This window comes from Streptomyces piniterrae, from assembly GCF_005048155.1.
GTDB classification, from domain to species: Bacteria; Actinomycetota; Actinomycetes; order Streptomycetales; family Streptomycetaceae; genus Streptomyces; species Streptomyces piniterrae.
Map to the genome: position 1 here is coordinate 603409 of NZ_SUMB01000004.1, position 18501 is coordinate 621909.

Sequence of the window (18501 nt, forward strand, 5' to 3'; positions counted from 1 at the left end):
TTCTGCGACCAGCGCAGACGTGGCGGACGCCGAGCCACCCCGGCCGAACCGACGGCACCACCTCCGCAACACCCCCGACGTTCCCTCGAGCCGTTCCCTCAACGCGCTTCGCCGGAGGCACACCGTGAAGAACATCCTGGACGCGATCCTCGCGCCCGACAGCAAGAGCGAAGACTTCGCCAACCTGACCATCCCCGAGTCCTACCGCGCGGTGACCGTGCACAAGGACGAGGCCGACATGTTCGACGGCCTCACCAGCAGGGAGAAGGACCCGCGCAAGTCGCTGCACGTCGAGGACGTGCCGGTGCCGGAGCTGGGCCCGGGTGAGGCGCTGGTGGCCGTGATGGCCTCCTCCGTCAACTACAACTCCGTGTGGACCTCGATCTTCGAGCCGATGTCCACGTTCGGGTTCCTGGAGCGCTACGGCCGCGTTTCCGAGCTCACCAAGCGCCACGACCTGCCGTACCACGTCATCGGCTCCGACCTGGCCGGCGTCGTGCTGCGCACCGGCCCCGGCGTCAACGCCTGGGGCCCCGGTGACGAGGTCGTCGCGCACTGTCTGTCCGTCGAGCTGGAGTCCTCCGACGGGCACAACGACACCATGCTCGACCCCGAGCAGCGGATCTGGGGCTTCGAGACCAACTTCGGCGGCCTCGCCGAGATCGCGCTCGTCAAGTCCAACCAGCTGATGCCCAAGCCCCAGCACCTGAGCTGGGAGGAGGCGGCGGCGCCCGGTCTGGTCAACTCGACCGCGTACCGCCAGCTGGTCTCCCGCAACGGCGCCGGCATGAAGCAGGGCGACAACGTCCTCATCTGGGGCGCCAGCGGCGGCCTCGGCTCGTACGCCACCCAGTTCGCGCTGGCCGGCGGCGCCAACCCGATCTGTGTCGTCTCGTCCGACCAGAAGGCGGAGATCTGCCGCAAGATGGGCGCCGAGGCGATCATCGACCGCAACGCCGAGGGCTACAAGTTCTGGAAGGACGAGCAGACCCAGGACCCGAAGGAGTGGAAGCGCTTCGGCAAGCGCATCCGCGAGCTCACCGGCGGCGAGGACATCGACATCGTCTTCGAGCACCCCGGCCGCGAGACCTTCGGTGCGAGCGTCTTCGTCACCCGCAAGGGCGGCACCATCACCACCTGCGCCTCGACCTCGGGCTACATGCACGAGTACGACAACCGCTACCTGTGGATGTCGCTGAAGCGGATCATCGGCTCACACTTCGCGAACTACCGCGAGGCGTGGGAGGCCAACCGCCTGATCGCCAAGGGCAAGATCCACCCGACCCTGTCGAAGACGTACTCCCTGGAGGACACCGGGCAGGCGGCGTACGACGTGCACCGCAATCTGCACCAGGGCAAGGTCGGCGTGCTGGCGCTCGCGCCCGAGGAGGGGATGGGCGTGCGCGACGAGGAGATGCGCGCCAAGCACCTCGACGCCATCAACCGCTTCCGCGACGTGTAGGCGGAGCGGAGCGATCAAGGGCAGCCGGAACGTCTGAAGCCCCAGGCGTTCCCACCACGAAGATACGGGTCACACATGACTGAGCGTCAGAAGGATCGTCCGTGGCTGATGCGGACCTACGCCGGGCACTCCACCGCCGAGGCGTCCAATGAGCTGTACCGGCGCAACCTCGCCAAGGGCCAGACCGGCCTGTCGGTCGCGTTCGACCTCCCGACGCAGACCGGTTATGACCCCGACCACATCCTCGCCCGCGGCGAGGTCGGCCGGGTCGGGGTCCCGGTGTCCCATCTCGGTGACATGCGGCGGCTGTTCCAGGACATCCCGCTGGACCAGATGAACACCTCGATGACCATCAACGCCACGGCCATGTGGCTGCTGGCGATGTACCAGGTGGTCGCCGAGGAGCAGGGCGCCGACATCTCCAAGCTGGCGGGGACGACGCAGAACGACATCGTCAAGGAATACCTCTCGCGCGGGACGCATGTGTTCCCGCCGGGGCCGTCGCTGCGCCTGACCACCGACATGATCACGTACACGGTGGCCAACATCCCCAAGTGGAACCCGATCAACATCTGCAGCTACCACCTGCAGGAGGCCGGGGCCACACCGGTGCAGGAGATCGCGTACGCCATGTCCACCGCCATCGCGGTGCTGGACGCGGTGCGCGACTCCGGGCAGGTGCCGCCGGAGAAGTTCGGTGATGTCGTGGCCCGTATCTCGTTCTTCGTGAACGCGGGCGTCCGGTTCGTCGAGGAGATGTGCAAGATGCGCGCCTTCGGCCGCATCTGGGACCAGATCACCCGCGACCGCTACGGCATCGAGAACGCCAAGCAGCGCCGCTTCCGCTACGGCGTCCAGGTCAACTCGCTCGGTCTGACCGAGGCGCAGCCGGAGAACAACGTCCAGCGGATCGTGCTGGAAATGCTAGCCGTCACGCTCTCCAAGGACGCCCGCGCTCGGGCCGTCCAACTCCCGGCCTGGAACGAGGCGTTGGGGCTGCCCCGCCCGTGGGACCAGCAGTGGTCGCTGCGTATCCAGCAGGTCCTGGCGCACGAGAGCGATCTGCTGGAGTACGAGGACATCTTCGCCGGTTCGCATGTCATCGAGGCCAAGGTCGACGGCCTGGTCGAGGACTGCCTGGCCGAGATCGCCCGGATCCAGGAGATGGGCGGCGCGATGGCGGCCGTGGAGTCCGGCTACCTCAAGTCGCAGCTGGTCTCCGCGCACGCCGAGCGGCGGGCCCGGATCGAGGCCGGCGAGGAGAAGATCGTCGGCGTGAACTGCTTCGAGGGCACCGAGCCCAATCCGCTCACCGCGGATCTGGACACGGCGATCATGACCGTCGACCCGGCGAACGAGGCCCGTGTCGTGCAGGCGCTGCACGAGTGGCGGGACAACCGGGACGAGGGGCGCGCACAGGAGGCGCTGTCGGTTCTGAAGAAGACCGCGGCCGGCGACTCCAACCTCTTCGCGGCCACTCTGGAGTGCGCCCGTGCCGGTGTGACGACCGGCGAGTGGGCCTGGGCGCTGCGGGACGTCTTCGGCGAGTTCCGGGCGCCTACGGGTGTCTCCAGCGCGCCGGTGGCGGTCACCGCCGAGGCGGGCACCCCGCTCGCGGTGGTCCGCGAGAAGGTGGCGCGGACCGCGGCCGACCTCGGCGGCGGCAAGCTGCGGCTGCTGGTCGGCAAGCCCGGCCTGGACGGGCACAGCAACGGCGCCGAGCAGATCGCGGTGCGCGCCAGGGACGCCGGCTTCGAGGTGGTCTACCAGGGCATCAGGCTCACCCCCGAGCAGATCGTCTCGGCGGCCGTCGCCGAGGATGTGCACTGCGTCGGCCTGTCGATCCTGTCCGGTTCGCATGCCGAGCTGGTGCCGGACGTGCTGGCCAGGCTGCGGCGTACGGGCATCGACGACATGCCCGTCATCGTCGGCGGAATCATCCCCTCCGCCGATGCCGTCGCACTTCGGGAAGCCGGAGTGGCGGCGGTCTTCACACCCAAGGACTTCGGTATCACGGAGATCATCGGCCGTATCGTCGACGAGATCCGGAAAGCGAACAAGCTCGACCCTCTGGAGGTCCCCGCATGACCGCGTCCCCCGTCAACCGCCTTCGCCCGCGGCGTTCCTGCCTCGCGGTTCCGGGCAGCAACCCGCGCTTCCTGGAGAAGGCCCAGGGCCTCCCGGCCGACCAGGTCTTCCTGGACCTGGAGGACGCCTGCGCGCCGCTCGCCAAGGAGGGCGCCCGGCACAACATCGTCGACGCGCTGAACAACGGCGACTGGACCGGCAAGACGCGTGTCGTGCGGGTCAACGACTGGACCACCCACTGGACGTACCGGGACGTCATCACGGTCGTCGAGGGCGCGGGCCCCAACCTCGACTGCATCATGCTGCCGAAGGTGCAGGACGCGCAGCAGATCGTGGCACTGGACCTGCTGCTCACGCAGATCGAGAAGACCATGGGCTTCGAGGTCGGCAAGATCGGCATCGAGGCGCAGATCGAGAACGCCAAGGGCCTGGTGAACGTCGACGACATCGCCGCCGCCTCGCAGCGCCTGGAGACCATCATCTTCGGCCCGGCCGACTTCATGGCGTCCATCAACATGAAGTCCCTGGTGGTCGGCGAGCAGCCTCCGGGCTACCCGGCGGACGCCTACCACTACATTCTGATGCGCATCCTGATGGCCGCGCGCACCCACGATCTGCAGGCCATTGACGGTCCGTACCTTCAGATCAAGAACGTCGACGGCTACCGCGAGGTCGCAGGCCGCGCCGCCGCGCTGGGCTTCGACGGCAAGTGGGTGCTGCACCCGGGCCAGGTCGACGCGGCGAACGAGGTCTTCTCGCCCTCCCAGGAGGACTACGACCACGCCGAGCTGATCCTGGACGCCTACGAGTGGTGCACCTCCGAGGCGGGCGGCAAGAAGGGCTCCGCGATGCTCGGTGACGAGATGATCGACGAGGCGAGCCGCAAGATGGCGCTGGTCATCGCCGGCAAGGGCCGGGCCGCCGGCATGACCCGTACGTCCAAGTTCGAGGCCCCGGAGGCGTAAGCGCGATGCAGTTCGGCCGTACCTACGAAGAGTTCATCGTCGGCGACGTGTACAAGCACTGGCCGGGGAAAACCGTCACGGAATACGACGACCACCTCTTCTGTCTGCTCACCATGAATCACCACCCGCTCCACATGGACACGAACTACGCCGAGAAGACGACGGACTTCGGCAAGAACGTGGTGGTCGGGAATTACATCTACTCCCTGCTGCTGGGCATGTCGGTGCCGGATGTCTCCGGAAAGGCGATCGCCAACCTGGAGATCGAGTCGCTGCGGCATGTGGCGCCGACCTTCCACGGCGACACGATCTACGGCGAGACGACGGTGCTCGACAAGACCCCGTCGAAGTCCAAGTCGGACCGCGGCATCGTGTACGTCGAGACCAAGGGCTACAAGCAGGACGGCACCCTGGTCTGCGTCTTCCGCCGCAAGGTGATGGTCCCCACCGCCACGTACATCAAGGAGCGCGGCGGCGAGCAGCCCGGCCGCCCGGAGCTGCAGGCCCCTCCGGCCAAGAAGGAGAAGTAGCCATGGCGCGCCTCGCACAGACCGAGGGTCTGACCGACATCCAGCAGGAAATCCTCTCCACCGTCCGCGATTTCGTGGACAAGGAGATCATTCCGGTCGCAACGGAGCTGGAGCACAAGGACGAATACCCGACGCAGATCGTCGAGGGCCTGAAGGAACTCGGCGTCTTCGGCCTGATGATTCCCGAGGAATACGGCGGCCTCGGCGAGTCGCTGCTCACCTACGCGCTGACGGTCGAGGAGATCGCCCGCGGCTGGATGAGCGTCTCGGGCATCATCAACACCCACTTCATCGTGGCGTACATGCTCAAGCAGCACGGCACGCAGGAGCAGAAGGACTACTTCCTGCCGAAGATGGCGGCCGGTGAAATCCGGGGCGCCTTCTCGATGTCGGAGCCGGCGCTGGGCTCCGATGTGTCGGCCATTTCCTCCAAGGGCGTCAAGGACGGCGACGATTACGTCCTCAACGGCCAGAAGATGTGGCTCACCAACGGTGGTTCGTCCACGCTCGTGGCCGTGCTCTGCCGTACGGACGAGGGCCACCCGGAGGGCACCGCTCCGCACAAGTCGATGACGACCTTCCTCGTCGAGAAGGAGGCCGGCTTCGGTGAGGTGCGCCCCGGACTGACCATTCCGGGCAAGATCGACAAGATGGGCTACAAGGGTGTCGACACCACTGAGCTGATCATGGACGGCCTGCGAATTCCGGCCGACCGTGTGCTCGGCGGCGAGACCGGACGTGGCTTCTATCACATGATGGACGGCGTCGAGGTCGGCCGGGTCAATGTGGCCGCACGTGGCTGCGGTGTCGCCCAGCGCGCCTTCGAGCTGGGAGTTTCGTACGCGCAGCAGCGTCACACCTTCGGCAAGCCGATCGCTCAGCACCAGGCCATCCAGTTCAAACTGGCCGAAATGGCGACAAAGGTCGAAGCGGCCCATGCAATGATGGTTAATGCCGCTCGCAAAAAGGACTCGGGACAGCGAAACGACCTTGAGGCGGGCATGGCGAAGTACCTGGCCTCCGAGTACTGCAAGGAGGTGGTCGAAGACGCTTTCCGTATCCATGGCGGATACGGCTTCTCCAAGGAGTACGAGATCGAGCGTCTCTACCGTGAGGCCCCGATGCTCCTGATCGGTGAAGGTACCGCCGAGATCCAGAAAATGATCATTGGGCGCCGGCTACTCGAGGAGTACCGAATCCAGGGGTGAACGTCCCGTTTGGGGCGTTTTCATCTAGACGAAGATCACACCCTGTCATCGTACTTCGGCCACGGATTGGCTCTGGCTCTTGGCCAGTTGCCGCTCGCAACCGATAGCATCCATGGAAAGCCGCCGTCCCCCGTGTCCATACGCGGCATCCTCCGCTACGAAGGTCATCCATGCCCCACAGCCAATCCTCTGCACAACGCGGTCGCGTCCGCCTCGCGCGCGGAGCGTCGCCGTGGCTCCTCCCGACCGTGGCAACGGCAGCGGTCAGCCTGGCCCGTTCCCGTCGCTCGGGACGCTGGGCTGCCGTCGCCGTGCCCACCACCGCACTCGCGGCGGGCATGCTGTGGTTCTTCCGCGACCCCGAGCGAGAGATCGCTCAGGGACGCGTCATCTCTCCGGCCGACGGCGTGGTGCAGAGCATCATGCCGTGGAAGGACGGACGTACCCGCGTCGCGATCTTCATGAGCCCGCTGAACGTTCACGTCAACCGCGCCCCGCTGGCCGGCACGGTGACTTCCGTCGAGCACATCCCCGGCGGATTCGTTCCCGCGTTCAACAAGGAGAGCGAAAACAACGAGCGGGTCGTCTGGCACTTCGACACCGAGCTCGGCGATATCGAGATGGTGCAGATCGCCGGCGCGGTGGCTCGCCGCATCGTCCCCTACGTGCCCCAGGGCACCAAGGTCGAGCAGGGCGAGCGCATCGGCCTGATCCGCTTCGGCTCGCGCGTCGACGTCTACCTCCCGGAGGGCGTCGAGGCCGCGGTCGAGGTCGGCCAGGCCACCACCGCGGGGGTGACTCGCCTTGACCGTGATTGATCCTGAGACACAGGCGGGCTGGGCGCCCGAGACGGAAGAGGACGAGGATGACATGCCGCTGTCCACGCGGCTGTCAATAGCGGACACCCTCACCCTCGGCAACGCGATCTGCGGCTTCATGGCGGTGTACTTCACCACCACCGGCGTCCTCATCCCGCACCTGACGGGCACCGAGGACGGCGGCATGGCCCGGCACAGCGCCGCGATGGCCGTGATCCTGATGCTGCTCGCATCGGTCTTCGACCTCTTCGACGGACTGGTCGCGCGCAAGCTGCGAGCCTCGGCGATGGGGGCCGAGCTCGACAACCTCTCCGACCTGATCAGCTTCGGCCTCGCACCTGCGTACTTCGTGGTGACCTGGGGCATGGTCGCCCAGGGCGCCAACGACGCCAACCAGCGGGTGTCGGTGGTCGCGGCCGTCGTGGTGCTGCTGGCCGTGGTGCTCCGGCTCGCCCGGTTCTCCTGCGTCACGCTGCGCGACGGCATCTTCCAGGGCATGCCGAGCCCGTTCGGCGCCCTGACCGTCGTCGCCATCGTGCTGCTGGAGCTGCCGTTCCTGCCGACGCTGCTGGCGATCATCGGGGTGGCCTGGCTGATGGTGAGCCGCGTCGAGTACCCCAAGCCGCGGGGCCGGCTCGCGGTGGCGATGCTCAGCTGGATCGTGCTCAGCATGGGCATGCTCGCCGCCTGGGCCCTGGACGCCCCCGGCGGCCAGCTGCTGCTCCAGACCGGCTGCTCCCTTCAGATCGTCATGGGCGCGATGATCCCGCTGTTCGCGACGGCCCGGAGGGTCAACACCATCCGCGACAACCGCCGCGAGTCGCGGGCCGAGGCCCGCGCCGCACAGCTTCCGTAGCGGCCGCGCACCACAGACCGCAACACGCCGAGAGCCCCGAGCGATCACTCGCTCGGGGCTCTCGGCGTTCTCCGGCCGGACCGGCCGCTCAGGCCAGGAAGTCGCGGGCCAGGTTCTCCGCCGCGCGCTCCAGCAGCGGGCCCGCCTCGGCCATGCAGCGGGCCGGGTCGGACTCCAGGTCCGTCAGGGCGTAGGCGCGCTGGATGCCGGCGGCGGCGAGCGCCTCGTCGGGCAGCGCGAGCCGGCCGCAGACCGCGACCACGTCGATGCCCGCCGTACGGGCCGCGGCGGCCACGCCTGCCGGTGCCTTGCCGTGCAGCGTCTGCTCGTCCAGCGAGCCCTCGCCGGTGATCACGAAGGTGGCGCGCGCCAGCGCCGGCGCGAACCCCAGCACATCCAGCATCACGTCGATACCCGGCCGGAACGCCGCGTCCAGGCCGACCAGCGCGCCGTAGCCGATACCGCCCGCGGCACCCGCACCCGGGGCCAGCGCGTGCTCCGCGGCCTTGGCGCCGACGGCGGCCTCCAGCACCTCGGCGTAGTGCGCGAGGGCGGCGTCCAGCGTGGCGACGTCCGCCTCACTGGCGCCCTTCTGCGGGCCGTAGACGGCGGGCGCGCCCTTCGGGCCGGTCAGCGGATTGTCGACGTCGCTGGCGAGCACGATGTCCGTATGGGCCAGCCGGGGGTCGAGGCCCGACAGGTCGGCCGTCGCCAGGTCCGCCAGCGGGCCGCCGCCCGGGCTGATCGCTTTCCCGTCCGCGTCCAGAAACTGCGCGCCCAGGGCCGCGAGCATGCCCGCGCCGCCGTCGGTCGTGGCGCTGCCGCCGACGCCGAAGACGATGGACGTGGCTCCCGCGTCCAGCGCCGCGAGCAGCAGCTCACCGGTGCCGTACGTGGACGCCGTCAGGGGCGCGAAGACGCCCTCCGGGAGGTGCTGGAGGCCGGACGCCTCCGCCATCTCCACCACCGCCGTACCGTCCCGGCGCAGCGCGAAGGTGGCCGTCACCGGCACGCCGGTGGGGCCGCTGACCCGCGCCTCATGGCGGGTGAAACCGGCCGCCAGCGCGGCCGCGACCGTGCCGTCGCCGCCGTCCGCGACCGGGATGGCCGCCACGTCCAGGTCGGGGACCACGCGCCGCAGACCGGCGGTGACATGCTCGGCGACCTCGACGGCCGTGAGCGAACCCTTGAACTTGTCCGCGGCGATCAGCACATGTGCTGTGTTCGTCCTTGCTGCGTCCGCCACCGTGTGTTTCCCCTTGCTTTCGAGCTGGCAGTCGCACCCGCTGCGACCTTATCCGGCGAGAGGGCCCGGCGAACAGGGCACACGGTTCGGGAAGGGTGACGGAAGGGTGACGAAGGGGAGATCCGAGGGAGATCACGGCTGATTCTCCAAGATTTCGGGATATCCGGAACCGGTCCGGGCGTCGGCGTGGCCGGTGCGGGCGGGGCGGCCCGGCCCCGACGCACCCGGCGCTCCCTGCCCCGACGCTCCCGTCGCGGACCGTGCGAGCTCTGGCGTCCGCTTCGCGAGCCGCTGACCAGCCCCTAGGCTCACGAATGTGACGACCATGGATTACGCCGCTTACATCGCCAGTCTGCCGCGCGTCCTCGCGGGCGCGGGCGCCATCTTCCGTGACGCCGAGGACCGCATTCTGCTCGTCGAGCCCAACTACCGCGACACCTGGATCCTGCCCGGCGGCACCGTCGAGTCGGACGCCGGCGAATCGCCCCGGCAGGCCGCCCGCCGTGAGACGGCCGAGGAGATCGGCCTCGACGTCGAGCTGGGCGCGCTGCTGGCCGTCGACTGGGTGCGCGGGGAGGGACGGCCGCCGCTGGTGTCGTATCTGTACGACGGCGGGGTGCTGGACGCGGCGCAGCTCGCGGCGATCCGGCTGCAGGAGGAGGAGCTGCTGTCCTGGCGGCTGGTGCACTGGGCCGAGGCCGAGAAACTGCTGAACCCGGAGATGGTGCTGCGTGTCCGCGCCGCGCTGGACGCCCTCGCGGACGGCCGCGGGCCCGTGGAACTGGAGGACGGCCTGCCGCAGGGGAAGGCCGCCGGCCGGCAGTAGTGCCCCAGCCGGGACCCATGTCTGATCAGCGGCCGGTCAGCGGCTGATGCCGACCGCGTGGGCGTGGGTCTTCGGGTCGGGGATGAAGTCCAGCATGGCTCGGGCGACGTCGGAGCGGGTGATGACGCTGCCGGCCGGGCCGGCTTCGATGGCGTGGCGGTAGCGGCCCTCGCCCGGCTTGTCGAGGAGGCGGGGCGGGCGTACGACGGTCCAGTCGAGGTCGCTCGCGCGCAGTACCGCCTCCATCCGCTCCAGGTCGGTGTAGAGCTCCTTGAGGACCGCCCACAGCAGGGGCCCGAACACCCGGTGGGCGAGCATCGGCTGGCCCGCTCCGGTGCGGTTCAGGGGGCCAGCGCTGACGACGAGGAGGCGCCGTACGCCGGTCGCGTTCATCGCGTCGACCACGGCGCGGGCCGAGGTGGAGGCGGGCCGGAGCGGGTCGTGCCGACCGGCCTGGCCCATGCCGGAGAGCACGGCGTCGGCGCCGTCGATCGCGGTTTCGACGGAGGCGGCGTCGAGCGCGTCCGTGCGGACGATCTTCAGGCGGTCATGGCGTTCGGTCAGTTTCTCCGGGCTGCGGAGAGCGGCGGTCACGTCGTGCCCGTCGGCCAGGGCGTGTGTGACGAGTTGGCGGCCGACACCGCCCGAGGCGCCGAGGATGGTGAGTTTCATGGCTTCTCCCGAGGTTGGCGTGGGGAGCTGGACGGTGAATGAGGACGACGCAGCAGAGGGGTGAGTGAGTGCTTACCCACCAGTGTGGGTGAGTGTTCACTCACCTGTCAATGTAGGGTTGCGGCATGAGCCGAGACGCCGCCGCCCCGCTGACCGGGGGCGCCCTGACGCGCTCCCGGATCCTCGACGCCGCCGCCCTGCTGATGACCACCGTGGGACTGACCCGTACGACCACCAAGCAGATCGCCAGGGAGGCCGGCTGCTCGGAGGCCGCGCTCTACAAGCACTTCCGCAACAAGGAGGAGATCTTCGTCCGGGTGCTGCACGAGCGCGTACCGCAGTTCTCCGACGCCTTGGCGCGGCTGCCGGACCAGGCCGGTGACGAGCGCGGCCCGGCCGGGCACCTCCAGGAGGTCACGCTGGCCGCGGTCCGTTTCTATCGGCGGGCGTTCCCCATGGCGGCGTCCCTGTTCGCCAGCCCCGAACTGCTGGCCACGCACCGCCGCAAGCTCGACGAGCTGGGCACCGTGGGGCCGCAGACCGCCACCCAGCATCTGGCCGCGTATCTGAAGGCGGAGCAGGCGCTGGGCAGGATCTCGGCCGGCCTCGATCCGCATGCGGCGGCCGGGCTGCTCATCGGGGCCTGTTTCCACCGGGCCTTTCTGGATCTCTTCTTCGGTGCGGAGGCGCCTGAGGGGGCGCTGCGGCCCGAGGGCGAGGAGGAGTTCGCGGCGGAGACCGTCCGGGCGCTGCTGGCGGGCCTCACCCCGCCGGCCGGGCGGTAACGGCGCCGCGTCCCCGCCCGCCCGCTGTCAGCCCCACGCCTCCGCCGGGAACAGGGCACTGTCCGTACGCTCGAAGGCGAGCAGGCGGCGTTTGCGGTCGAGGCCGCCGCCGTAGCCGGTGAGGCTGCCGTCGGCGCCCACGACGCGATGGCAGGGGACGATGATGCCGACCGGATTCCGCCCGTTGGCCAGGCCGACGGCGCGGGCGGCTGAGGGCGCGCCGAGTCGTTCGGCGAGCTGCCCGTAGCTGGTGGTCTCGCCGTACGGGATGGTGCGCAGGGCCGCCCAGACGCGGCGCTGGAACGGTGTGCCGCGGAGGGCGAGCGGCACGTCGAAGGTGGTCAACTCGCCGCGGAAATAGGCCCGGAGCTGGGTGATGGTTTCGCCGAACGGGGTGTCTTCGGGGTCTGCCGGGTGTCCGAACGTCTCCTGTGGTGGGCGGTGGCGCTGGTCCGTCATGTAGAGCCCGGTGAGGGCGTCGTCGGCGGCGACGAGGGTGAGCGGGCCCACCGGGGTGTCGTCGAGGACGGTGTGGGTGATGACGGCGTCCGGGTCGGGTGTGTGAACGGTCATGGCGGCGGGCTCAGTTCGTCGGGAGGTGGTTGATTCGGAGATGGGTGGTTCAGTTCGTCGGGAGGTGGTTGATGGGGTGGTCGCCGGTCGCCCAGAGGTACTGGACGGCATACGCGCGCCAGGGGCGCCAGAGCGCGGAGTGCCGGATGAGGGCGGCGGGGGTGGCGGGCATACCGAGTTCGGCGGCGGCGCGGCGCAGGCCGAGGTCGGTGGGGGTGAAGGCGTCGGGGTCGCCGAGGGCGCGCATGGCGACGCATTCGACGGTCCAGGGGCCGATGCCCGGCAGGGAGACGAGTTGGGCGCGGGCCGCTTCCCGGTCGCTGCCGACGCCGAGTTGCAGCGCGCCGGAGGCGAGGGCGGCGACCAGTCCGGTGAGGGTGGCGCGGCGGGTGCGGGGCATGGCCAGGGACTCGGGGTCGAGTTCGGCGAGTGCGGCGGCGGGCGGGAAGAGGTGGGTCAGGCCGCCGCCCGGGTCGTCGATCTTCTCGCCGTGCGCGAGGACCAGCCGTCCGGCGTGGGTGCGGGCGGCCGCGGTGGAGACCTGCTGGCCGAGTACGGCGCGGACGGCGAATTCGTCGGCGTCGACGGTGCGTGGGACGCGGCGGCCGGGTGCCTTGTCGACGAGCGGGGCCAGTTGCGGGTCGTCGCGGAGCAGTCCGTCGACGGCCTCCGGGTCCGCGTCGAGGTCGAGCATCCGTCGGCAGCGGGCGATGGCGCCGGCCAGGTCGCGCAGGTCGGTGAGGGACAGGCGGCAGTCGATGTGGTCGGGGCGCGGGGAGAGGGCGACGATGCCGTGTCCGTAGGGGAGGTCGAGGGTGCGGCGGTAGGCGCCGTCCCGCCATTCCTCGACGCCGGGGACGGCGGTGGCGGCGAGGTGCCCGAAGAGGTTGTCGGGGTTGAGCGGGCGGCGGAAGGGCAGCCGCAGGGCGAGTGTGCCGGGTGCCGCGCGCAGGCCGGGCTGGGCGCGTTTGCGCAGGTCGGTCGGGGAGAGCGCGAAGACCTCCCGTACCGTCTCGTTGAAGGTGCGGATGCTGGCGAATCCGGCGGCGAACGCGACGTCGGCCATCGGCAGGGCCGTGGTCTCCACCAGGAGGCGGGCGGTCTGGGCGCGTTGGGCGCGGGCCAGGGCGAGCGGGCCGGCGCCGAGTTCCGCCAGCAGCTGGCGTTCGATCTGGCGGGTGCTGTAGCCGAGGCGGGCGGCCAGGCCCGGGACGCCTTCGCGGTCGACGATGCCGTCGCCGATCAGACGCATGGCGCGGGCGACGAGGTCGGCGCGCTCGTCCCACTGCGGGGAGCCGGGGCTGGCGTCGGGGCGGCACCGTTTGCAGGCCCGGAATCCGGCCTGCTGCGCGGCTGCGGCGCTCCCGTAGAAGCGCATGTTCTCGGGCTTGGGCGGCACCACCGGGCAGCTGGGACGGCAGTAGATACGGGTGGTGAGCACGGCGGTGTAGAACCAGCCGTCGAAACGGGCGTCCTTGGACTGCACGGCGCGGAGACAGCGCTCGGTGTCGGTGTGCATGGCGTCAAGGATTCCTCAGCCGACGGGTCGCGGCTGGCGAGAATCCGACATCAAGGTGGGGGGCCAGGGGGCGGGGGCCTCATGGCGCACCGGCCGAGCCGAAGCGGTCGAGTGCGTTGATCACCTCGGTGCGGGTCGAGTCGCTGCCCTTGTGCCCGGCGTCCTGGATCAGGATCAGCCGGGCGTCCGGCCAGGCGCGGGCCAGTTCCCAGGCGGTGTGCGGCGGGCCGCTCAGGTCGTGGCGGCCGTGGATGAGGACGCCGGGGATGCCGGCGAGGCGGCCGGCGTCGCGCAGCAGGGCGCCTTCTTCCAGCCATGCGCCGTGCGAGAAGTAGTGCGCGCAGATCCGGACCAGGGCCTGGCGCGCCGCCGAGGGCCGGTCCCCGAAGGGGTTGGGGGCGCCGTGCGGCTCCAGGGAGAGCACCGCGTCCTCCCAGGCGCACCAGTCGGCGGTGGCCTTCTCCCGTACGGCGGGGTCGGGGTCCTCCATCAGGCGGGCGTAGGCCGCGACGATGTCGCCGTCCCTGCCGACCCCGGGGGCACCGGCGAGGAAGCGCTCCCACTCCTCGGGGAAGAACCGGCCGACGCCCCGGTAGAGCCAGTCGGTCTCCGAGCGCCGGGTCGTGGTGACGCTGGGGATGACGATCTCCGACACCCGGTCCGGGTGGCGTTCCGCGTAGGCGAGGATCAGGGTCGAGCCCCACGAGCCGCCGAACAACAGCCAGCGGTCGATGCCGAGATGCACGCGCAGCCGTTCCATGTCGGCGAGCAGATGCTCGGTCGTGTTGTGGCGCATGTCGGTGGCGGGGTCGCCGGCGTGCGGGGTGCTGCGGCCGCAGCCGCGCTGGTCGAAGAGGACGACCCGGTAGCGGGCGGGGTCGAAGATCCGTCGTGGGCCTGCCGTGCAGCCCGAGCCGGGGCCGCCGTGGACGACGAGCGCGGGCTTGCCGTCCGGGTTGCCGCAGACTTCCCAGTAGACGAGGTTGCCGTCGCCGACGTCGAGCATCCCGTTGTCGTACGGCTCGATCGGCGGATAGGGCTCCCGCGTACGAGCCGGCTCACCCGACATGTTTGGTGTACACCGGGCCGAGGTCGATCACGTCCACCGATGCGTGCACCACCGTGTCGGGTACATCTGCCGTGTGGGTGCGGACCAGTTCGAGTACGGCGCGGCTCAGCGCGGCCTTGGCTTCCGTCGTACGGCCGGGCAGGATCGCGAAATCTATGTGGATCAGGGCCTGGCCGTGTTCGCCGTTGGCGATGACGGTCTCGTCGACGCGCCGGAAGCGGGTCTTGCAGCTCTCGACGGTGATGCCGTCGACCGTTTTGGCCGCCAGGGAGTGGAGTTCGAGGGCGAAGCGGCGGCGGTCGAGGACGTCGTCCAGCGGCTTGTCGTAGTCGATGGTGATGTGCGGCATGTACCTCTCCGGGTTGCGTCCTTCTCGGTTGCGTCGTTCTCTTCGGGTGGTCCAACCGTCGCGCGGGCTCCGTCATTCCCGAAAGCGCGGATCGGGACTCGGTTGTTCGCGCGCTGTGCGCCCTGCTAGTGGACCGCCCAGCCCCTGTCCCGCAGGGCGTCGGTCAGCGGGCGGGCGGCGTCCGGGGCGACCAGCAGCTCGACCGAGTCGAGCGGGGCGGCCGTCGTGTCCGGCAACAGCATGTCCTCCAGGTCCACTCGCGCCGCGCTCACGTCGTCGAGCAGCCGCTCCAGCCGTCGGTCCGGGTCGGCCATGGAGACCGAGACCATGGTGTGGCCGCCCGGCCCTGCGACGCCGTATGTGGTGGCGATACGGGCCCGGCCCTCGCTGCCGCGCCGCAGTAGGTCGGTCAGGTCCGCGAGGGCGGTTTCCTGCTGGTCCGTCGGCCCCTCGGTCAGCCGGGCCAGTGCGTCGGCGGTCCGCTCCAGGTCCCGGGTGAGTTCGGCGAGCAGCGGGACGAGCGCAGCGGCGTTGGCGGCGAGGATGTCCGTCCACAGCGCGGCGTCACCGGCGGCGATCCGGGTGACGTCCCGTATGCCGCGGCCGGCCAGCCGTACCGCGTGGTCCTCGCCCTCCAGCAGCCGGGCCGCGGTGAGGCTCGCCACCAGGTGGGGCAGATGGGAGACCAGTGCCACCGCACGGTCGTGGTCCGGTGGTTCGAGCAGTACCGGAACGGCGCCGCACAGCGACACCAGTTCCAGGGCGCGGTTGAGGGCGGTTTCGCTGGTTTCCGGGGTCGGGGTGAGCACCCAGTGGCGGTCCTTGAAGAGGTCGGCGCGGGCGGACAGCGGCCCGGAGCGCTCCCGTCCGGCCAGCGGGTGCCCGCCCACCAGGGCGCTGGTGTCGCATCCGAGGGCCAGGCACTCGGCGTGCGGCAGCGCCTTGACGCTCGACACGTCCGTGTACACCGTGGCGAGTTTGTCCTTCTGGTGGTCGGCGATGGTCCTGGCGACGACCGAGGGCGGGACGCAGATGACGGCGATGTCCACGGGTGCCGAGGGCGGTTGGGGCGTGCCCGCGCCGCGTGCGGCGGCCAGCCGCACGCTGTGGGGGTCGCGGTCGATCAGGTGGGTGGTCACTCCCCGGCTGGTGAGGGCCAGGGCGATCGACGTGCCGATGAGTCCGGTGCCGACGACTGCAGCGGTATGCAAGGTGTCGCTCCTCGACCGTGGTGAGTGGGGGCGGCGCGTCCGTTCCGGCACGTCCGTTACTGCGCGTCCGTCCGGCCCGTCCGGGGGACGGACGGGCCCGGACGGGCGTCGGGAACGGGCTACCGGTCGGCCGCGCTCGGGGCCGCCGGTTCCGCGGGGGCCGCCGGCGCCGCGGGGAACCGGTTGCCGGTCAGGCGCCGTAGCAGCGCGGGGTTGGTCAGCATCACGGCGTTGCCGACCAGGATCAGGAACACGCCCGCCAGGTCCCGTGCCGTCCAGTGGAATTCCTCGAACACCGTGGACAGCAGCAGCGCGACGATCGGGAAGAGCACCATCGCGTAGGCGGCGCGTTCTCCGCCGATCCTGCCGAGCAGGGTGAGATAGGCGCCGAACCCGATGACCGAGCCGAAGACCGCGAGGTAGACCAGCGAGCCGGTGTACGTGAGGGAGGGGTCGAACGGCGCTCCCCCGCCGTAGAACGCGGCGAACGGGGCCATCAGCAGCGCCCCGTAGCCCATGGCGTAGCCGGTGCCCTGGATCACCGGGATGCCCGCGGCCTGGGTCTTGCCGGAGACCACGTTGCCCAGGCAGAACACCAGCGTGCCGAGGGCGGAGAGCACGATGCCCTGCCCGGATCCCGAGGAGAGGCCGAAGTTCTGGAACTCCGGCCAGAACACCGTGGCGATCCCCAGCAGTCCTATGCCGCCGCCGACGAGCATCTTGGCGGTGATCGCGCGCTTGAAGAAGATGCGGGCGAACGCCATGTTCACCACCAGCGACATCGCGAAGATGATCGAGACGAGGCCGGTGGTCAGATGCTGTTCGGCGAAGTAGAAGCAGACGAAGTTGGTGGAGAACATCAGCCCGCCCATGAGGACGAACTGCCCGTGCACCCGGGGCGGATAGCGCAGCGGCAGTCCGCGCAGCCGCGCCCAGGCCAGCAGGATCACAGCCGCCAGGGCGAACCGGTAGGCGACCGACACGGTGGGGTGGACGTCCCCGAGCTGGCCTTTGATCGCCAGCCAGGTGGAGCCCCAGATCAGCACCGTCACCACGTAGAGGACGGCGTTCATACGCAGCTCCGTTCCAGGAGGCCCACCAGCCGGCGTGCACCCTCGGCGACTTGATCCGGCGTCAGGTAACTGAGGGACAGCCGCATCTGGTTCTGGCCGCCGCTGTCCTCCGGATAGAAGTACCGCATGGGCGTCCAGATCACTCCGTGCTCACGGGCGGACTCCTCCAGGAGCGCGTTGTCCGCGGGGACCGGGAGGGTCAGGGTGAGGAAGAAGCCGCCCTCGGGGGCGTTCCAGTGGATCCCGGCCGCCTCGCGCTTCTCCGGGGGCAGCAGCCGGTCGAGGGAGTCGAGCAGGACCGCCAGGTTCTCCTGGTAGAAGTCGGCGGCCGGCTTGTTGGCCTCCCGGAGACGGAAGTCGTGGGAGATCAGCATGCCCCCGATGACGGCCTGGCTGATCGCCGGGGTGTTCACCGTCACCATGCCCTTGATCTTGGACAGTTCGTCCGCCAGGAGCGTGCGGCTGCCGTCCGAGGCCTGGACGTGCTGGTCGGCGACCACATAGCCGACCCGGGCGCCGGGGAAGCAGGTCTTGGCGAACGAGCCGAGGTAGATCACCCGCCGCCGGGTGTCCAACGACTTGAGCGTGGGCAGCCCGCTGCCGGTGCGGGTGAAGAACCCGTACGGGTTGTCCTCCAGGAGGAGCAGGTCCTCCGCCTCGGCGAGCTCCAGCAGCCGGTGCCGGGCCGGGAGCGGCAGGCAGGTGCCGGTCGGGTTGGAGAAGTCCGGCACCAGGTAGAGCGCGCGCGGCCGCTTCCCGGCCGCACGCAGCTCGGCGACGGTCCGTTGCAGCACGTCCGGGTCGACGCCGTTCTCGCCCTCGGGCACATGCACGGTCTCGATGTCCAGCAGCCGGGCCGCTCCCGTGATCCCGACGTAGCAGGGCGAGGAGACTAGCAGCACGTCCGAGGGGTCGCGGAACAGTGCGCGCAGGGCGATGAACATGCCCTCCTGGCAGCCCACGGTGACCACCAGGGACTGCGGGTCGGCCTCGATGCCCTCGTCGTTGCGCAGGGCGCGGGCCACCAGTTCATGGATCTGGCCGTTGGTCCGCCCGTACTGGAAGAGCAGGGTGCGGACCTCGTCGGGGGTCCGGCCCAGCTCCTCGGAGAGATGGCGTTGGTACGCGTCGAGGTAGTAGCCGATCCGCTCGACCTCGAACAGCCCCTCGTAGGGGCGGCCGGGGCCGAACGAGATCGCCTGGGGGTGGCGGGAGGTGACCTCGTTGAGGAAGTTCATCACCTCCATCAGC

General features: G+C 70.1%; 18 protein-coding genes. 9 read left to right on the plus strand and 9 right to left on the minus strand.

The window, feature by feature from the left end:
* Window positions 1-124 precede the first annotated feature (124 nt).
* The 7 genes from ccrA to pssA all read left to right on the plus strand — a co-directional run bounded on the left by ccrA (window position 125) and on the right by pssA (window position 7927).
* Window positions 125-1462 (plus strand): crotonyl-CoA carboxylase/reductase, encoded by a 1338-nt coding sequence (gene ccrA / locus FCH28_RS15230; protein WP_136740397.1) that lies wholly within the window; start codon window positions 125-127, stop codon window positions 1460-1462.
* A 75-nt stretch (window positions 1463-1537) separates the two neighbouring features.
* Window positions 1538-3550 carry a protein meaA gene (locus FCH28_RS15235; RefSeq protein ID WP_136740398.1) on the plus strand — a complete coding sequence of 671 codons (2013 nt, stop codon included), beginning with the start codon at window positions 1538-1540 and terminating at the stop codon, window positions 3548-3550.
* Window positions 3547-4515, plus strand: a complete 969-nt coding sequence (locus FCH28_RS15240) for an HpcH/HpaI aldolase/citrate lyase family protein (protein ID WP_136740399.1) — start codon at window positions 3547-3549, stop codon at window positions 4513-4515. The genes FCH28_RS15235 and FCH28_RS15240 overlap by 4 nt, the downstream gene beginning before the upstream one ends.
* Before the next feature lie 5 nt (window positions 4516-4520).
* Window positions 4521-5045 (plus strand): MaoC family dehydratase, encoded by a 525-nt coding sequence (locus FCH28_RS15245; protein ID WP_136740400.1) that lies wholly within the window; start codon window positions 4521-4523, stop codon window positions 5043-5045.
* A 2-nt stretch (window positions 5046-5047) separates the two neighbouring features.
* Window positions 5048-6253, plus strand: a complete 1206-nt coding sequence (locus FCH28_RS15250) for an acyl-CoA dehydrogenase family protein (protein ID WP_136740401.1) — start codon at window positions 5048-5050, stop codon at window positions 6251-6253.
* 170 nt (window positions 6254-6423) lie between these two features.
* Complete coding sequence (locus FCH28_RS15255) at window positions 6424-7071, plus strand: phosphatidylserine decarboxylase (RefSeq protein ID WP_042161276.1); 648 nt, start codon at window positions 6424-6426, stop codon at window positions 7069-7071.
* On the plus strand, window positions 7058-7927 hold the full coding sequence (pssA, locus tag FCH28_RS15260; RefSeq protein WP_187363837.1) for a CDP-diacylglycerol--serine O-phosphatidyltransferase: 870 nt from the start codon (window positions 7058-7060) through the stop codon (window positions 7925-7927). Before FCH28_RS15255 ends, pssA begins: the two co-directional genes overlap by 14 nt.
* An 88-nt stretch (window positions 7928-8015) precedes the next feature.
* Here pssA and FCH28_RS15265 read toward each other — a convergent pair whose 3' ends face one another.
* Entirely contained in the window at window positions 8016-9140 is a 1125-nt protein-coding gene (locus FCH28_RS15265; protein ID WP_136740697.1) for a glycerate kinase, read from the minus strand.
* Window positions 9141-9489: 349 nt separating this feature from the next.
* Here FCH28_RS15265 and FCH28_RS15270 point away from each other — a divergent pair, with 349 nt between their 5' ends.
* Complete coding sequence (locus FCH28_RS15270; RefSeq protein ID WP_136740402.1) at window positions 9490-9999, plus strand: NUDIX domain-containing protein; 510 nt, start codon at window positions 9490-9492, stop codon at window positions 9997-9999.
* Window positions 10000-10035: 36 nt separating this feature from the next.
* Here the strand turns inward: FCH28_RS15270 and FCH28_RS15275 are convergent, their stop codons facing one another.
* Complete coding sequence (locus tag FCH28_RS15275) at window positions 10036-10671, minus strand: NAD(P)-dependent oxidoreductase (protein ID WP_136740403.1); 636 nt, start codon at window positions 10669-10671, stop codon at window positions 10036-10038.
* 125 nt (window positions 10672-10796) lie between these two features.
* Here FCH28_RS15275 and FCH28_RS15280 point away from each other — a divergent pair, with 125 nt between their 5' ends.
* Window positions 10797-11456: a TetR/AcrR family transcriptional regulator gene (locus FCH28_RS15280; protein WP_136740404.1), complete on the plus strand. Its 660-nt coding sequence runs from the start codon at window positions 10797-10799 to the stop codon at window positions 11454-11456.
* Window positions 11457-11483: 27 nt separating this feature from the next.
* Here FCH28_RS15280 and FCH28_RS15285 read toward each other — a convergent pair whose 3' ends face one another.
* The 7 genes from FCH28_RS15285 to FCH28_RS15315 form a co-directional block, all read right to left on the minus strand.
* Window positions 11484-12029, minus strand: coding sequence for a methylated-DNA--[protein]-cysteine S-methyltransferase (locus tag FCH28_RS15285; RefSeq protein WP_136740405.1), 546 nt, complete (start codon window positions 12027-12029; stop codon window positions 11484-11486).
* Window positions 12030-12078: 49 nt separating this feature from the next.
* Window positions 12079-13548, minus strand: a complete 1470-nt coding sequence (locus FCH28_RS15290; protein ID WP_136740406.1) for a DNA-3-methyladenine glycosylase 2 — start codon at window positions 13546-13548, stop codon at window positions 12079-12081.
* A gap of 79 nt (window positions 13549-13627) precedes the next feature.
* Window positions 13628-14617 carry a prolyl aminopeptidase gene (gene pip / locus FCH28_RS15295; RefSeq protein WP_136740407.1) on the minus strand — a complete coding sequence of 330 codons (990 nt, stop codon included), beginning with the start codon at window positions 14615-14617 and terminating at the stop codon, window positions 13628-13630.
* A complete protein-coding gene (locus tag FCH28_RS15300) occupies window positions 14607-14966 on the minus strand; it encodes a 5-carboxymethyl-2-hydroxymuconate Delta-isomerase (protein WP_136740408.1) in 360 nt (119 codons plus the stop codon). Before FCH28_RS15300 ends, pip begins: the two co-directional genes overlap by 11 nt.
* A gap of 125 nt (window positions 14967-15091) precedes the next feature.
* Entirely contained in the window at window positions 15092-16177 is a 1086-nt protein-coding gene (locus FCH28_RS15305; protein ID WP_136740409.1) for a prephenate dehydrogenase, read from the minus strand.
* A 119-nt stretch (window positions 16178-16296) separates the two neighbouring features.
* On the minus strand, window positions 16297-17250 hold the full coding sequence (locus tag FCH28_RS15310) for a DMT family transporter (RefSeq protein ID WP_136740410.1): 954 nt from the start codon (window positions 17248-17250) through the stop codon (window positions 16297-16299).
* Window positions 17247-18497 (minus strand): aminotransferase-like domain-containing protein, encoded by a 1251-nt coding sequence (locus FCH28_RS15315; RefSeq protein ID WP_136740699.1) that lies wholly within the window; start codon window positions 18495-18497, stop codon window positions 17247-17249. Before FCH28_RS15315 ends, FCH28_RS15310 begins: the two co-directional genes overlap by 4 nt.
* Between the last annotated feature and the right edge of the window lie 4 nt (window positions 18498-18501).

Coding starts and splice junctions, on each gene's coding strand:
- FCH28_RS15250 (WP_136740401.1), top strand. CDS start 5,048: ATGGCGCGCCTCGCACAGACCGAGGGTCTGACCGACATCCAGCAGGAA.
- FCH28_RS15290 (WP_136740406.1), bottom strand. CDS start 13,548: ATGCACACCGACACCGAGCGCTGTCTCCGCGCCGTGCAGTCCAAGGAC.
- FCH28_RS15300 (WP_136740408.1), bottom strand. CDS start 14,966: ATGCCGCACATCACCATCGACTACGACAAGCCGCTGGACGACGTCCTC.
- FCH28_RS15315 (WP_136740699.1), bottom strand. CDS start 18,497: ATGGAGGTGATGAACTTCCTCAACGAGGTCACCTCCCGCCACCCCCAG.
- FCH28_RS15285 (WP_136740405.1), bottom strand. CDS start 12,029: ATGACCGTTCACACACCCGACCCGGACGCCGTCATCACCCACACCGTC.
- FCH28_RS15280 (WP_136740404.1), top strand. CDS start 10,797: ATGAGCCGAGACGCCGCCGCCCCGCTGACCGGGGGCGCCCTGACGCGC.
- FCH28_RS15275 (WP_136740403.1), bottom strand. CDS start 10,671: ATGAAACTCACCATCCTCGGCGCCTCGGGCGGTGTCGGCCGCCAACTC.
- pip (WP_136740407.1), bottom strand. CDS start 14,617: ATGTCGGGTGAGCCGGCTCGTACGCGGGAGCCCTATCCGCCGATCGAG.
- FCH28_RS15310 (WP_136740410.1), bottom strand. CDS start 17,250: ATGAACGCCGTCCTCTACGTGGTGACGGTGCTGATCTGGGGCTCCACC.
- FCH28_RS15235 (WP_136740398.1), top strand. CDS start 1,538: ATGACTGAGCGTCAGAAGGATCGTCCGTGGCTGATGCGGACCTACGCC.
- FCH28_RS15245 (WP_136740400.1), top strand. CDS start 4,521: ATGCAGTTCGGCCGTACCTACGAAGAGTTCATCGTCGGCGACGTGTAC.
- FCH28_RS15240 (WP_136740399.1), top strand. CDS start 3,547: ATGACCGCGTCCCCCGTCAACCGCCTTCGCCCGCGGCGTTCCTGCCTC.
- FCH28_RS15255 (WP_042161276.1), top strand. CDS start 6,424: ATGCCCCACAGCCAATCCTCTGCACAACGCGGTCGCGTCCGCCTCGCG.